This window comes from Geodermatophilus maliterrae (genome assembly GCF_041018925.1).
GTDB lineage: Bacteria > Actinomycetota > Actinomycetes > Mycobacteriales > Geodermatophilaceae > Geodermatophilus > Geodermatophilus maliterrae.
Genome location: NZ_JBFNXQ010000018.1, coordinates 15,184 through 29,221, shown reverse-complemented (window position 1 = coordinate 29,221; position 14,038 = coordinate 15,184). Strand labels below are relative to the sequence as shown.

The following is a 14,038-nucleotide window of genomic DNA, read 5'->3' as shown; positions in this document are numbered from 1 at the left end:
ATGCGTGAGCTCGCGAGCTCGCTCACGGCACCTCCTCCGTCCCGAACACCGAGGACACGTAGGGCGTGCGGTCCACCAGGTCCGTCGCGGCCCGGTCGGCCAGGCCGTACAGCGGCCCGGCCAGCCCGGTGAGGGCCACGGTGAGCGTGACCAGCGCCGCGGTGGCGCCCACCATCGTCCCGGGCAGCGGGCGCAGCGCCCGGACCGCCCCCGCCGCGGGCGGGAGGTCGGGCTCGGTCGCCGTCGCCACCGCGGTGTGCCGGCGCCACGCCTCCTGCAGCGCGGTGCGTGCCCCGCCGTCCGGGGACGCCTCCCCGTCGGAGGACGCCGCACCGTCGCCCGTGGCCCGGGGCCGCAGCGTGGCGGCCGCGGCTGCCGCGGCGGCGGCCGCGGTGTCCTCGGCCGGCGCCTGGCTCGGGGACCGCCAGAAGGCACGGGTCCAGACGCGGGCGACCGCGAGCAGCGTGAGCAGGCTGGTCACCACCCCGCCGGCGACCAGCGTGAACGCCGCGGCGCTGCCCTCGGCGACGCCGGCCTGCAGGAGGCCGAGCTTGCCGATGAAGCCCGACAGCGGCGGGATCCCGGCCAGGTTCATCGCCGGCACGAAGAACAGCACGGCCAGCAGCGGCGAGCGCCGGGCCATGCCGCCGAGCCGGTTCACCGACGTCGTCCCGCCCTGGCGCTCGACCAGCCCGGCGACCAGGAACAGCGTCGTCTGGATGGCGATGTGGTGGGCCACGTAGAAGACCGCGCCGGCCAGCCCCGCCGCCGTCCCCAGGGCGATGCCGAACACCATGTAGCCGATGTGGCTGACCAGCGTGAACGACAGCATCCGCCGCAGGTCGCTCTGCGCGACCGCGCCGAGGATGCCGATCAGCATCGTGGCCAGCGCCGCCCACATCAGCACGTCGTCGAGCGCGCCGCCGGGGAACAGCAGCGTCTGGGTGCGGATGATCGCGTACACGCCGACCTTGGTGAGCAGGCCGGCGAAGACGGCGGTGACCGGGGCGGGCGCGGTCGGGTAGCTGTCGGGCAGCCAGGCCGACAGCGGGAAGACCGCGGCCTTGATGCCGAACGCGATGAGCAGCATCGACTGCAGCAGCACCTGCGTGCCCTCGGGCAGCTCGCCGAGCCGGACCGCGAGCTGCGCCATGTTCACCGTGCCGGTCGCGGCGTAGACCAGGCCGATCGCGGCGAGGAACACCAGCGAGCTGGTCAGGCTGACCACGACGTAGGTGATGCCGCCGCGGATGCGCGCCGCCGTGCCACCGAGGGTGAGCAGCACGTAGGAGGCCATGAGCAGGATCTCGAAGCCGACGTAGAGGTTGAACAGGTCACCGGCGAGGAAGGCGTTGCCCACGCCCGCGACGAGCACCAGGAACGTCGGGTGGAAGATCGACAGCGGCGTCTCCTCCGACCCGTCGGCCGCGCCCTGGCCGACGGCGAACACGAGGACGCCCAGCGCCACGGTCGAGGCGACCACCAGCATCAGCGCCGACAGCCGGTCGACGACCAGCACGATGCCCAGCGGGACCGGCCAGCCGCCGACGGACACCGAGCTCGCGCCCTCGGCGTCCGCGACGAGCAGCAGGACGACCGAGACGGCGAGCACGGCGGACAGCACGGTCACGCTGAGGGTGCGCTGGAAGGTCGGGTGGCCGGAGACGAGCAGCGCGCCGGCCGCCCCCAGCAGCGGGAGCAGCACCGGCAGCGGAGCGAGGACCTCGATCACCGGCTGCCGCTCCCCGCGGGCAGGTCGACGTCGTCGGCCAGGTCGTCGAGGTCCCCGGCGAGGCTGTCGGCGTGGCCGGCGGCCCGGTCGTCGGGGTCCAGGTCGTCCGGGTCGAGCTCGTCGGCGTCCGGAGCCCGCCGGGCGGCGACCCGGCGGTCCTCCTCGTCGGTGCCGACGGCCTCGTTGCGGGCCAGCCGCCAGGAGCGGTGGATGATCGCCAGCACGAACGCCGAGACGCCGAAGGTGATCACGATGGCGGTCAGGATCAACGCCTGCGGCAGCGGGTCGTTGATCTCCTCCGGGTCGGAGTAGCCGAGGATCGGCGCGAGCCCCGAGGGTCCGCCGGTGGACAGCAGCAGCAGGTTGGTCGCGTTGCCCAGCAGCACGAAGCCCAGCAGCACGCGGGTGAGGCTGCGGTCCAGGAGCAGGTACACCCCCGCCGCGTAGAGCCCGCCGATCATCACCGGCAGCACGATCGTGGGGGTCATCGCAGCACCACCTCCCCGGGGTCGAGTTCGATCGGGTCCTCCTGGTCCTCCTGGCGGTCGAGCTCGGCGCCCAGGCTGCGCAGCACGTCGAGGACCAGCCCGACGACGATCAGGTAGACGCCGCAGTCGAAGAACAGCGAGGTCACGAGCTTGACGTCGCCGAGGACCGGCAGCGTCGTCTGCAGGATCGCCGTCTGCAGGACCCCTTCACCCAGCGCCAGGCCGGCGACGCCGGTGCCGCCGGCGAACAGCAGCCCACTGCCCAGGAGCAGGCCGGGGGCCACCGGCGCGGCCTCGCCGAGCTCGTAGCGCCCGCCGGCCAGGTAGCGCAGCACCAGGGCCAGGCCCGCGACCAGGCCGCCGGCGAAGCCGCCGCCGGGCTCGTTGTGGCCGGAGAAGAGCAGGTACAGCGAGAACACCATGATCGTGTGGAACAGCAGCCGGGTGACCACCTCGAGCACGACCGAGCGCCGGGCCGGGTCCAGCGTCGCCGTAGCGGCCAGCCAGCGGTCCCGCGGGGCCCGCCGGGCCGGCTCGCGCCGCTGCGCCAGGTCCGCGCGGGTCACGCGGTCGACGCCGCCGGTGCGCCCGCGGAGGAAGACCAGGCTGGCCACGCCGGTGGCGGCGACGACCACCAGCGAGATCTCGCCGAGGGTGTCCCAGGCGCGGATGTCGACCAGCGTCACGTTGACGACGTTCTTGCCGCCGCCGAAGTCGTACGCCGGCCCGGGCCAGCCCGCCGACACCGGGGTGGCGGTGCGGGCGGACAGCGCCACCGCGCCGACGGCGGCCATGAACGCGCCCACCGCGACCGCGATCACCCCGCGGACGGCGCGCTCGCGGGGCCGGTGCCGCTCGGAGATGTCCTTGGGGAGCTTGCGCAGCACCAGCACGAAGACGACGAGCGTGAGCGTCTCCACGAGGAACTGGGTGAGCGCGAGGTCCGGGGCGCCCTGCAGCGCGAAGACGACGGCGATGCCGTAGCCGGTGACGCCGACGACCAGCACCGCCGACAGCCGCTGGCGGATCCGCAGGGTCAGCGCGGCGGCGGTCACGACGACGACGCCGACCACCGCCTGCACCGGGGTGTCCCAGGCCCGCCACTCACCGGGCCACGGTGCGCGGGTGAGCAGCAGCGTGCCGGGCAGGGCCAGCACGGTCACCAGGATGGTGCCGAGGTAGGCCGGCAGCGAGCCGCGCTGGGTCGTGCCGGTGACCAGCACCGAGAGCCGGTCGATGCCCTGCACGACGTTCCAGTAGCCCTCGTCGGCCGAGGCGCCGACGGCCACCCGCCGCTGCAGCCGCTGGACCCGCTCCCGGACGGCGAACAGCGCGGCGCCGCCGGCGACCGTGAGCGCCGACAGAGCCAGCGCCGGCTGCCAGCCGTGCCACAGCGCCAGGTGCTCGGCCTCGGGGGCCAGCAGCGGCAGCGTCTCGGCGTAGGCGGCGACCAGCGGGTCCAGCAGCGGGCTGGCCGGCCCGAGCACCAGCCCGGTCAGCGCCAGGACGGCGGGGGCGGCGAGGAACAGCGGCTCCGGCGGGTGCTCGAGCCCGGTGTCGGCGCTGCCGGGCTTGCGGGCGAAGGCGCCCCACACGAAGCGGGCGGTGTAGGCGGCGGTGAGCACCGAGCCCGCGACCAGCCCGGCGAGGACGACGAGCGCGACGGTCCGGTCGGGCAGCCCGCCGTCCAGCAGGGCGGTGAACGCCGCCTCCTTGCCGACGAAGCCCAGCAGCGGCGGCAGCCCGGCCATGGAGGCCGCGGCGGCCGTGCCGATGGCGGCGAGGACCGGCAACCGCCGGCCGAGGCCGGAGAGCCGGCGCAGGTCGCGGGTGCCGGTCGCGTGGTCGACGACGCCGACGGTGAGGAACAGCGTGGACTTGAACAGCGCGTGCGCGATCGTCATGGTCAGCCCGGCGACGGCCAGCTCGGAGCTGCCCGCACCGACGAGCGTGACGAGGAAGCCCAGCTGGCTGACGGTGCCGAAGGCCAGCAGCAGCTTGAGGTCCTTCTGGCGCAGCGCGCGGTACCCGCCGACGAGCATGGTCGCCACGCCCAGGCCCAGCACGACCGGCCGCCAGCCGGGGACGTCGGCGAGGCCCGGAGCGAGGCGGGCGACCAGGTAGACGCCGGCCTTCACCATCGCCGCGGCGTGCAGGTAGGCGCTGACCGGCGTCGGCGCCTCCATGGCCGCGGGCAGCCAGAAGTGGAAGGGCACCAGCGCCGACTTGGTGACCGCACCGGCGAGCACCAGGGCCGCCCCGACGGTCATCGCGGTGCCGCTGCCAGGGTCGGCGACGACCTCCGACAGCAGGAAGGAGCCGCTGGCCTGGCCGACCAGGATCAGGCCGACCAGCATGGCCAGGCCGCCGGCGGTGGTGAGGATCAGCGCCTGGGACGCCGCCCGGCGCGCGGCCAGCCGCCGTCCCGACCCCCCGATGAGGAGGAAGGAGAAGACGGTGGTGAGCTCCCAGAACACGTAGAGCAGCAGCAGGTCGTCGGCGAGGACCAGGCCGAGCATGGACCCGGCGAAGGCGGTGAGGCAGCCGGCGAAGCGGCCGGTGCCCTCCTCGCCCGGGGCGAAGTAGCGGGCGCAGTAGACCAGCACCAGCGCCCCGACGCCGGTGACCAGCGCGGCGAAGGCGAGCGCCAGGGCGTCGAGCCGCAGGGCGACGTCGAGCTGGAGCGCGGGGACCCACGGCACCGTCTCCCGCTGCTCCTCGCCGGCGAGCACGGGGCCGAGCCGGGAGAGCACCCACGCGAAGGCGGCGGCGGGCACCAGCGCCAGCGCCAGGAAGGCCTGCCTGCCCCACCACCGCACGAGAAGAGGCGCCAGCACGCCGGCGAGGAGGTGGAGGAGCAGCAGTACGAGCACGTGTCTCCGGGAGTCGAGGGGCGGCTCGGGGACACCAGTGACGTCGGTCGGACGACGGCCGGCGGTGACCCCCAGACTACCCGGCCACGATCAGGTCCCCTGATCGTCGCGCGTCCTCCCCGACCGCCCACCCGCCGGGGAGGACCCGCTGCGGTGCGGGAGGACGTGCCACCTCAGCCCTCGGCGAGCTCGGCGGCGGCCAGCCAGTCGGTCTCGACCTGCTCCTTCTCGGCGAGCAGCTCCCGCAGCCGGCCGTCGAGCTCGAGCACCCGCGCGTGGTCGGTGGCCGCCGCGGCGAGGTCGGCGTGCAGCCGCTCCTCCTCGGTCCCCAGCTTCTCCAGCCGGCGCTCCAGCCGGGCGGCCTCCTTGCGGGCCGCGCGGACCTCGGCCGCCGAGGGCCCGGCGGCGACCGGCGCCGCGGCCGCCGGGGTCAGCCCGCCCCCGGAGGAGGGCAGGGCCGCCTCGCCCGCCGCCCGGCGCGCCAGGTACTCCTCGACGCCGCCGGGCAGCGCGGCCAGCGAGCCGTCGCCCATGAGGGCCACCACCGAGTCGCACACCCGGTCGACGAAGTACCGGTCGTGGCTGACCACCAGCACCGTGCCGGGGAAGGAGTCGAGCAGGTCCTCGAGCTGGGTGAGCGTGTCGATGTCGAGGTCGTTGGTGGGCTCGTCGAGCAGCAGCACGTTGGGCTCGGCCATGAGCAGCCGCAGCAGCTGCAGCCGGCGCCGCTCACCGCCGGAGAGGTCGCCGACCGGCGTCCACTGCCGCGACGCCGGGAACCCGAACCGCTCGGCCAGCGACGACGCCGAGATCTCCTGGTTGCCGATCCGCGCGATGCGGGCGATCTCCTGCACCGCCTCGAGCACCCGCAGCCGCGCGGGCAGCTCGGTGACGTGCTGCGACAGGTAGGCCGGCGCCACCGTCTGCCCGCGCACCACGCGGCCGCGGTCGGGCTCGGTCTCACCGACCAGCAGCCGCAGCAGCGACGTCTTCCCGGCGCCGTTCACCCCGACGACGCCGATCCGGTCGCCGGGTCCGACGTGCCAGGTCAGGTCCCGGAACAGCGGGCGCGGGCCGTCGTCGGCGGGGACGGCGTAGTCGACGTCCTCGACGTCGTAGACGGTCCGGCCGAGCCGGCGGGCGGCGAAGCCCTTGAGCGCCATCGTCTCGCGCGGTGGCGGCTCGTCGGCGATCAGCGCCTCGGCCGCCTCGATGCGGAACCGTGGCTTGCTGGTGCGCGCGGGCGGCCCGCGGCGCAGCCAGGCCAGCTCCTTGCGCACCAGGTTCTGCCGCCGCTCCTCGGTGACCGCCGCGATCCGCGAGCGCTCGGCCCGGGCCAGCACGTACGCCGCGTAGCCGCCCTCGTAGGCGTGCACCGCGCCGTCGGCGACCTCCCACGTCTGGGTGCAGACCTCGTCGAGGAACCAGCGGTCGTGGGTGACGACGACGAGCGCGCCGACCCGCCGCGTGACGAAGTCGGCGAGCCAGGCCACGCCCTCGACGTCGAGGTGGTTGGTCGGCTCGTCGAGCACGAGGAGGTCCAGCGGCCGGATCAGCTGCGCGGCCAGCGCCACGCGGCGCCGCTCGCCGCCCGACATCGGCGCGACCGGGCTGTCCAGCCCCAGCCGGTCGAGCTCCAGGCCGGTCAGCACGCTGCGGACGCCCGCGTCGGCGGCCCACTCGTGCTCGGCGGCGAACAGGCTCTCCGGCAACACGACGTCGCGGACGGTCGCGCCCGGCGGCAGGGTGCCGGACTGGTCGAGGACACCGACGGCGAGGTCGCCGCGCTGGGTGACCCGCCCGGTGTCGGGGTCCTCCCGCCCGGTGAGGACGCCGAGCAGCGTGGACTTGCCGCTGCCGTTGCGGCCGACGACGCCGATCCGCTCGCCGGAGGCCACCCCGAGCGAGACGTCGTCGAGCAGCACGGTCGTGCCGTGCGCCTTCGACACCCGCTCGAGGTTGAGCAGGTTCAGCGGGGCGCTCACCGTCGGGTCCAGGTCATGGGCTCCCCAGTATCGCCGTCGCCTCCAGGGCCTCTCGTGAGAGGGGCCGGATCCCGGGTCGACTGCGCTGGTGGACCCCAAGGCGGCTGCAAGCGGCGTCCGGGGAGTCGTCCCCACACGTCCGACAGGCAGCGGAGGACCACGTGAGCACCACGGCAGCGGCCGACGACGCGGCGTCCCCCGTCCGGCGCCGGCCGGGCCGCACCTGCGGGCGGTCCCGCCACTGCCCGAGCCGGCCCCGGCGACGACCGCGCTGTGGTGGGCGCGGCTGCTGCGCCGCGGCCCCGGCCCGGTCGAGCACTCGCTCGTCGCGGTGCACTCCGACCGCTTCGCCGACGGCACCCCGGTGGACATGACCGCGGTCGACGCCCGCGGCCGCCGGCCCGCCGGGTGGCAGGTCGACGTCCGCTTCCGGGCCGCCGACGGCCGGGTGCTGCGGATCGAGGTCGCCGGGTCGCTGGCCGCGCTGTGCCCGCCGATGTGGTTCGCCGAGGTGCACCACGCCTCCACCGCGCTGCCCTCGACCTCGCTGCTGGCCTTCCGGGGCGCCGCCTTCCCGCCCGGTGCGCTGGTCGGCCCGCACGAGCTGGCCGCCGCCGGGGTCCACGCCGCCGACCGCATCGCCGAGGTGCGCTGGTGGACCCGCTCGGGGCTGGTCGACACGGTGACCGTGGCGCCGGTGTACCGCCGCCGCGGCGTCGCCCGCACGCTGGTCACCGCCGCCGAGGGACTGCGCTCGCTGCGCGGCTGGGCGCCGCTGCGCTCCGACGGCCGGCTCACCGACGCCGGCGCCGGCTGGCTGGCCGGCGCCCCCGCCGCCTGGCGACCGCGGCTGGCCGAGCGCACGGCGGTGCTGGCGCCCGAGGACACCGACGAGGGCCCGACCGGCGTCACCCGCCTGCTGCGCTGAGTCACCGGACGGTCACCGCGGCCGGTGCGAAGGACGGCGCGCCACCGTATGGCGCCCTTCCGATCTGCACCGATCCCCCCGGCGGACATAGCGTCGGCCAGGTGCTGCCCACGGTCCCCTGGTCGGAGGTGGAACGCCGTGCCCGCACCCTCCCCGGCGGACCCGTCGTGCGGTCCGGGGGCGCCGACGACCTGACCGTGCGCGGCCTGGTCACCGACTCGCGGCGGGTGGTCCCCGGCTCGCTGTTCGCCTGCGTCCGCGGGGCGGCCAGCGACGGGCACCGGCACGCCGCCGCCGCCGCCCGCGCCGGTGCGGCCGCCCTGCTGGTGGACCGCCCGGTCACCACGGACCTGCCCGTCCTCTGCGTGCCGTGGGTGCGCGCGCAGCTGGGCCCGCTGGGCGCCCTGCTGGCCGGCGACCCCGCGTTGGAGCTGGGCCTGGTGGGCGTGACCGGCAGCAACGGCAAGACGACGACCAGCGCGCTCGTCGGCGGCGTGCTGGAGGCCGGCGGCGACCGCACCGGCGTCGTGGGCACGCTCGGCGCCCGCGTCGGCACCCGCTCGCGGCTGACGGCGCTGACCACGCCCGAGGCCCCGGAGCTGCACGAGCTGCTGCGCTGGATGGTCGACGCCGGGGCGCGGCGGGCCGTCGTCGAGGCCTCCTCCATCGCGCTGGACCGGGGCCGCGTCGACGGGCTCGACCTCGACGTCGCCGTGTTCACCGGCTTCGAGGAGGACCACCTCGACCACCACGGCACCCTCGAGCACTACTGGGCCAGCAAGGCACGCCTGTTCGAGCCGGACCGGACGGCGGCCGGCGTGGTCGTCGTCGACGACCCGTGGGGACGGCGGCTGGCCGACCAGGCCCGGGTGCCGGTGACCCGGGTGGGGACGGCGTCCGACGCCGACGTCCGGGTGCTGGGCTGGCGGACCGGCGCCGCGGGCACCGAGCTGCTGCTGGCCGACGACACCGGCGGGCACCGGGTGCGCAGCCGGCTGGTCGGCCGGGTGCACGTGGGCAACCTGGCCGCGGCCTGGGCCACCGGCCGGGTGCTCGGCGTACCGGCCGACCGGATCGCCGCCGGGCTGGCCGCGGTGGCCCCGCCGCGGGGCCGCGGGACCGTGCTCGGCGGGTCGGGACGCCCGGTCGTCGTCGTCGACTACGCGCACACGCCGCGCGCCCTGGCCGCGGCGATCACCACCGCGCGCGACCTGTGCGGCCCCGGCGGCCGGGTGCACCTGGTGCTGGGCGCCCGCGGCCGGCGCGACCGCTACAAGCGGCAGGGGCTGGGCGAGTCGGCCCGGGCCGCCGACTGCGTGTGGCTGACCAACGAGGGCAGCCACGGTGAGGACCCGGCCGCGATCATCGCCGAGCTGCGGGTCGGCCTGTTCGGCACGAACGCGGCCGTGCACACGGTGCCCGACCGGCGGCAGGCCATCTCCGCCGCCGTCCGCGCGGCCGGCCCGGCCGACGTCGTCCTCGTCGTCGGCCGGGGCCACGAGACGCGGCTGCTCGACACCACCGACCCGCGCGACGCCGTCCACCTCGACGACGCCGAGGTGGCCAACACCGCGCTCATCGCCGAGCACGGCCCGCCGGCCCGCGGGGTCGGTCGCGCCGAGCGCGCCTCCTGACGGGTCCGTCCGCCGGCGGGAAGACACGGGCTCATCCAGGCGCTACAGTCGTCACTAGTTGAGCCCTCAACCGAGGAGGCCGGCCATGCCCGCCGTGACCGTCGAGGACACCACCACGCTCCCCCGCGTCCCGCTGCCCGCCCCGGGCACCGTCCGGCGCCGCACCCGCTCGGTGACCACGGCGCCGTCGGGCTTCGAGGGCGAGGGTTTCCCGGTCCGCCGCGCCTTCGCCGGCGTCGACCTGCGCGACCTCGACCCGTTCATCCACATGGACCAGATGGGCGAGGTCGAGTACGCACCCGGCGAGCCCCGCGGGACCTCCTGGCACCCGCACCGGGGGTTCGAGACCGTCACCTACATCATCGACGGCACCTTCGAGCACGCCGACTCCCACGGGGGCGGCGGCACCATCAGCAACGGCGACACCCAGTGGATGACCGCCGGCGGCGGCGTCCTGCACATCGAGCGGCCGCCGGAGCACCTGGTGCGGAGCGGCGGGCTGTTCCACGGCCTGCAGCTGTGGGTGAACCTGCCGCGGGCCCAGAAGTGGGTGGAGCCCCGCTACCAGGACCTGCGTGCCGAGGCGTCCGTGCTGCTGGCCAGCCCGGACGCCGGGGCGTTCCTCCGGGTGAGCGCCGGCGACGTCGGCGGGCACCACGGCCCCGGCTCGACCTACACGCCGATGGCGATGGTGCACGCCACCGTCTCCCCCGGCGCGACGCTGGACCTGCCGTGGGACCCGTCGTTCAACGCGCTGGTCTACGTCCTGTCCGGGGCCGGCTCGGTGGGCGTCGACGGGGCGCCGGTGCGCACCGGCCGGCTCGCCGTCCTCGGCCCGGGCGACACGGTGACGGTCCACGGCGCCGTCCACCAGGAGTCGCGGACGCCGGCGCTCGACGTCGTCGTCCTCGGTGGCCGGCCGATCCGCGAGCCGATCGCGATGTACGGGCCGTTCGTGATGAACACCCGGCAGGAGGTGCTCGACGCCTTCACCGACTTCTCGGCCGGCCGTCTGGGCGCCGTGCCCGCCCAGCACGTGCCGCACGCCGCTGTCCGGGGCGAGAGCGGCCGGTGACCGCGACCCCCGGTGGCGGCTTCCCCGCCGCCGCCGGGGACTGCATGCTGGCCGCCACCGGTAGCCGACGGAGGAGCCGCCCGTGACCGTCTTCCCGCCCATCCCGCTGGCCGAGTGGGCCGACACCAAGGAGACCGTGCACCGGTTCCTGCAGGTCGTCGGCAAGCTGCGGCTGGCCAACGCCCCGCGGCGCAACCACTGGTGGCACATCCCCTTCCACCTCACCGGCCGGGGCCTCACCACCCGGCCCATGGGCTTCGACCCCGTCTTCGCCGTCGACCTCGACCTGGTCGACCACCGGCTGGAGGTGGCCGTGGCCGACGGACGGCGGGCGTCGTTCCCGCTGCCCGGGCTGAGCGTGGCGGGGTTCTACCGGCAGCTGCTGGACACCCTCTCGGCACTGGGCCTGCCGGCGACCGTCGAGCTCCCGGTCCCGTTCGACCTGGCCGACCGGACCCCGTTCGCCGAGGACGAGCACCACGCGTCCTACGACCCGGCGATGGTGACCCGCTACTGGGTGGTGCTGGGCCAGGTGGCGCAGGTGCTCGACGAGTTCGCCGGGCGCAGCTACGCCAAGACCAGCCCGGTGCACCACTTCTGGCACACCTTCGACCTCGCCGTCACCCGCTTCTCCGACCGGAGGGTGGAGCAGCCGGACACCGTCGACCCCGTCACCCGCGAGGCCTACTCGCACGAGGTGATCAGCGCCGGCTTCTGGTTCGGCGACGCCCAGGTGGCCGAGCCGGCTTTCTACTCCTACACCGCGCCCGAGCCGGCGGGGCTGGCCGAGGAGCCGCTGCGGCCGGCCGCGGCGCGCTGGATCGACAGCCGCGGGGCCCACCTCGCGCTGCTCCCCTACGACGAGGTGCGGACCGCGGCCGACCCGCGGGGCGTCGTCCTCGACTTCCTGGAGAGCGCCTACGCCGCCGGCGCCCGCCGCGCGGGCTGGGACCTCGGTGCCCTCCGCTGTCCGACCGCACCCGAGCCACGATGACCACGACCGCTCGCACCGTCCGGGAGTCCACGCCATGAGCAACCTCGGAGAAGGACCCCGTCCGCCCGCCCGCGAGCTGGGCGGGCTGGCGGGGACGACCGCCGGCCCGGCCCTCGACCTGCTGCCCGGCAAGGAGGTGCTGCTGGGCGAGGGCACCATGGTGCGGCGGCTGCTGCCCACGCTGGGCCGGCGGATGGTCGGCGCCTGGGCGTTCGTCGACCACTACGGCCCCGACGACGTCGCCGAGGGCCCGGGCATGCAGGTGCCGCCGCACCCGCACACCGGGCTGCAGACGGTCTCCTGGCTGCTGCAGGGCCGGGTGCACCACCGCGACTCGCTCGGCAGCGACGTCGCCTTCGGCCCCGGCGAGCTGGCGCTGATGACCGCCGGGCACGGAATCAGCCACTCCGAGCAGTCGCCGGTGCCCCACCCGCGGTACCTCCACGGCGCCCAGCTGTGGGTGGCGCTGCCCGACGCCGCCCGCGACACCGCGCCCGCCTTCGAACACCACGCCACCCTGCCCGGCTTCGACTCCGACGGCGTGGGGGCCACGGTGCTCATGGGCGGCTTCGGCGGGGCGACGTCGCCGGGGACGGCACACACCCCGATCGTCGGGGTCGACCTGGACCTCGCCGCGGGCGCCGACGTCGAGCTGCCGCTGGAGCCGGACTTCGAGCACGCGCTGCTCGGCGCCTCCGGCGGTGCCGACGTCGAGGGCGCGCCGCTGGCCCACGGCGCGATGGTCTACCTCGGCACCGGCCGCCGGACGGTGCGGATCCGCACCGAGGCGGCCACGAAGCTGCTGCTCCTCGGCGGCGAGCCGTTCGAGGAGCGGCTGGTGATGTGGTGGAACTTCGTCGGCCGGTCCGGCGAGGAGATCGTCGAGTACGCCGAGCGGTGGAACGCCGAGGACGAGCGCTTCGGCGTCGTCGAGGGGTACGAGGGTGGCCGTCAGCCCGCCCCGGCGCTGCCGCCGGTGCCGCTCAAGGCCCGCGGGCGGGTCCGGTGAGCGCCGACGACCGGCACCTCGCCTTCCTCGCCGAGCACCGCTGGGGCGTGCTGGCCACGGTGAAGCGGGACGGCCGGCCGCAGCTGTCCAACGTGGGGTACGCCTACGACCCGGCGCAGCGGCTGTTCCGGGTGTCGGTGACCGCCGACCGCGCCAAGACCCGCAACCTGCAGGCCGACCCGCGGCTGACCCTGCACGTCTCGTCGCAGGACTTCTGGTCGTGGGTGGCCGTCGAGGGCACCGCGGAGCTCACCCCGGTGGCCACCGACCCGCACGACGCCGCGGCCGACGAGCTGGTCGCCTACTACCGCGGCATCTCCGGCGAGCACGAGGACTGGGACGAGTACCGCGCGGCGATGGTCGCCGACCGGCGGCTCGTCGTCCGGTTCACCCCCGAGCACACCTACGGCCAGCTGCCCAGCCGGTGACCTGCCGGAACGGCCCTCTGGCAGGGACCCGCGCCGAGCCTGCGAGGCGTGAGGGGCGACGGGGTCCTCCTACTGCATCACCGAGAACGACGCGCCCCACGGGTCGCTGACGACGGCGACACGGCCGTACTCGGTGTCCATCGGCGCCATCGTCACCTTGCCGTCCGCGGCCTCGACCGCGGCCACGGCGTCGTCGGTGGAGGCGACCGCGAAGCAGGTCGCCCACCCCTTCGGCGCACCCGGGGCGAGGCCGCCGAGACCGCCGAGCGGGCGGTCGGCGGTGGCGAAGGTGGTGTAGCCCTCGGCGCCGGGCACCTCGTCGTAGGTGAACCCGAAGACGGCGGCGTAGAACTCGCGGGCCGCGCCCGGGTCGTCGACCGCCGCGTCGTTCCAGGCCAGCGAGCCGGGTTCGCCGTACACCTGGACGCCGGTGTGCGTGCCGGCCTGCCACAGGCCGAAGGCGTTGCCCTGCGGGTCGGCCGCGACGACCATCGTGCCCATCGGCCCGACCTCCATCGGCTCGACGACGACGGTGCCGCCGGCCTGGCGGATCCGGTCACAGGTGGCGGCCGCGTCACCGGCCGCGAAGTACGTCGTCCAGGACGGCGAGGCACCCGGGTCCACGAGCGGGCCGAGGCCGGCGGCCTGGTGGCCGTTCTTCAGCGCGTTGACGTAGCCGCCGAACTCGGGGCTGTCGGCCGTCCAGTCCCAGCCGAACAGCGAGCCGTAGAAGGCCTTGGCCGCGGGGACGTCGGGCGCGCCGTAGTCGATCCAGCAGGGCGTGCCGTCGGGCCAGGGGGTGTCGCGCGTGGGCATGGTCTGCTCCTCGGTGATCGGGGAGGGCACCGTCCCACCGGGGGCCGACAGTTCCCGACCCCTTCGGCTCCGCGAT

11 protein-coding genes are annotated in these 14,038 nt (G+C 75.8%); 6 read left to right on the top strand and 5 right to left on the bottom strand.

Annotation, left to right across the window (positions count from 1 at the left end):
* Window positions 1-22: 22 nt before the first annotated feature.
* The 4 genes from ABQ292_RS08060 to ABQ292_RS08045 form a co-directional block, all read right to left on the bottom strand.
* On the bottom strand, window positions 23-1,732 hold the full coding sequence (locus ABQ292_RS08060) for a Na+/H+ antiporter subunit D (protein WP_369205054.1): 1,710 nt from the start codon (window positions 1,730-1,732) through the stop codon (window positions 23-25).
* On the bottom strand, window positions 1,729-2,220 hold the full coding sequence (locus tag ABQ292_RS08055) for a Na(+)/H(+) antiporter subunit C (RefSeq protein WP_369205052.1): 492 nt from the start codon (window positions 2,218-2,220) through the stop codon (window positions 1,729-1,731). Before ABQ292_RS08055 ends, ABQ292_RS08060 begins: the two co-directional genes overlap by 4 nt.
* The gene (locus ABQ292_RS08050; RefSeq protein ID WP_369205050.1) at window positions 2,217-5,093 is read right to left on the bottom strand and encodes a Na+/H+ antiporter subunit A; all 2,877 of its coding nucleotides are present in this window, start codon (window positions 5,091-5,093) and stop codon (window positions 2,217-2,219) included. Before ABQ292_RS08050 ends, ABQ292_RS08055 begins: the two co-directional genes overlap by 4 nt.
* 173 nt (window positions 5,094-5,266) lie before the next feature.
* Window positions 5,267-7,078, bottom strand: coding sequence for an ABC-F family ATP-binding cassette domain-containing protein (locus ABQ292_RS08045; RefSeq protein ID WP_369205048.1), 1,812 nt, complete (start codon window positions 7,076-7,078; stop codon window positions 5,267-5,269).
* Window positions 7,079-7,166: 88 nt separating this feature from the next.
* Here ABQ292_RS08045 and ABQ292_RS08040 point away from each other — a divergent pair, with 88 nt between their 5' ends.
* The 6 genes from ABQ292_RS08040 to ABQ292_RS08015 all read left to right on the top strand — a co-directional run bounded on the left by ABQ292_RS08040 (window position 7,167) and on the right by ABQ292_RS08015 (window position 13,146).
* Entirely contained in the window at window positions 7,167-8,006 is an 840-nt protein-coding gene (locus ABQ292_RS08040; protein ID WP_369205046.1) for a hypothetical protein, read from the top strand.
* A gap of 101 nt (window positions 8,007-8,107) precedes the next feature.
* Window positions 8,108-9,640 (top strand): Mur ligase family protein, encoded by a 1,533-nt coding sequence (locus tag ABQ292_RS08035; RefSeq protein WP_369205044.1) that lies wholly within the window; start codon window positions 8,108-8,110, stop codon window positions 9,638-9,640.
* An 85-nt stretch (window positions 9,641-9,725) separates the two neighbouring features.
* On the top strand, window positions 9,726-10,715 hold the full coding sequence (locus tag ABQ292_RS08030; protein ID WP_369205042.1) for a pirin family protein: 990 nt from the start codon (window positions 9,726-9,728) through the stop codon (window positions 10,713-10,715).
* A gap of 82 nt (window positions 10,716-10,797) precedes the next feature.
* The gene (locus tag ABQ292_RS08025) at window positions 10,798-11,709 is read left to right on the top strand and encodes a DUF5996 family protein (protein WP_369205040.1); all 912 of its coding nucleotides are present in this window, start codon (window positions 10,798-10,800) and stop codon (window positions 11,707-11,709) included.
* A gap of 34 nt (window positions 11,710-11,743) precedes the next feature.
* Window positions 11,744-12,718 (top strand): pirin family protein, encoded by a 975-nt coding sequence (locus ABQ292_RS08020; RefSeq protein WP_369205038.1) that lies wholly within the window; start codon window positions 11,744-11,746, stop codon window positions 12,716-12,718.
* Window positions 12,715-13,146, top strand: a complete 432-nt coding sequence (locus ABQ292_RS08015; RefSeq protein WP_369205036.1) for a PPOX class F420-dependent oxidoreductase — start codon at window positions 12,715-12,717, stop codon at window positions 13,144-13,146. The genes ABQ292_RS08020 and ABQ292_RS08015 overlap by 4 nt, the downstream gene beginning before the upstream one ends.
* A 69-nt stretch (window positions 13,147-13,215) precedes the next feature.
* Here ABQ292_RS08015 and ABQ292_RS08010 read toward each other — a convergent pair whose 3' ends face one another.
* Entirely contained in the window at window positions 13,216-13,962 is a 747-nt protein-coding gene (locus ABQ292_RS08010; protein WP_369205034.1) for a VOC family protein, read from the bottom strand.
* Window positions 13,963-14,038: the final 76 nt, after the last annotated feature.

What these genes read in the sequence shown, in the direction of transcription:
- ABQ292_RS08055 (WP_369205052.1), bottom strand. Translation starts at nt 2,220, where the DNA reads ATGACCCCCACGATCGTGCTGCCGGTGATGATCGGCGGGCTCTACGCG.
- ABQ292_RS08030 (WP_369205042.1), top strand. Translation starts at nt 9,726, where the DNA reads ATGCCCGCCGTGACCGTCGAGGACACCACCACGCTCCCCCGCGTCCCG.
- ABQ292_RS08020 (WP_369205038.1), top strand. Translation starts at nt 11,744, where the DNA reads ATGAGCAACCTCGGAGAAGGACCCCGTCCGCCCGCCCGCGAGCTGGGC.
- ABQ292_RS08010 (WP_369205034.1), bottom strand. Translation starts at nt 13,962, where the DNA reads ATGCCCACGCGCGACACCCCCTGGCCCGACGGCACGCCCTGCTGGATC.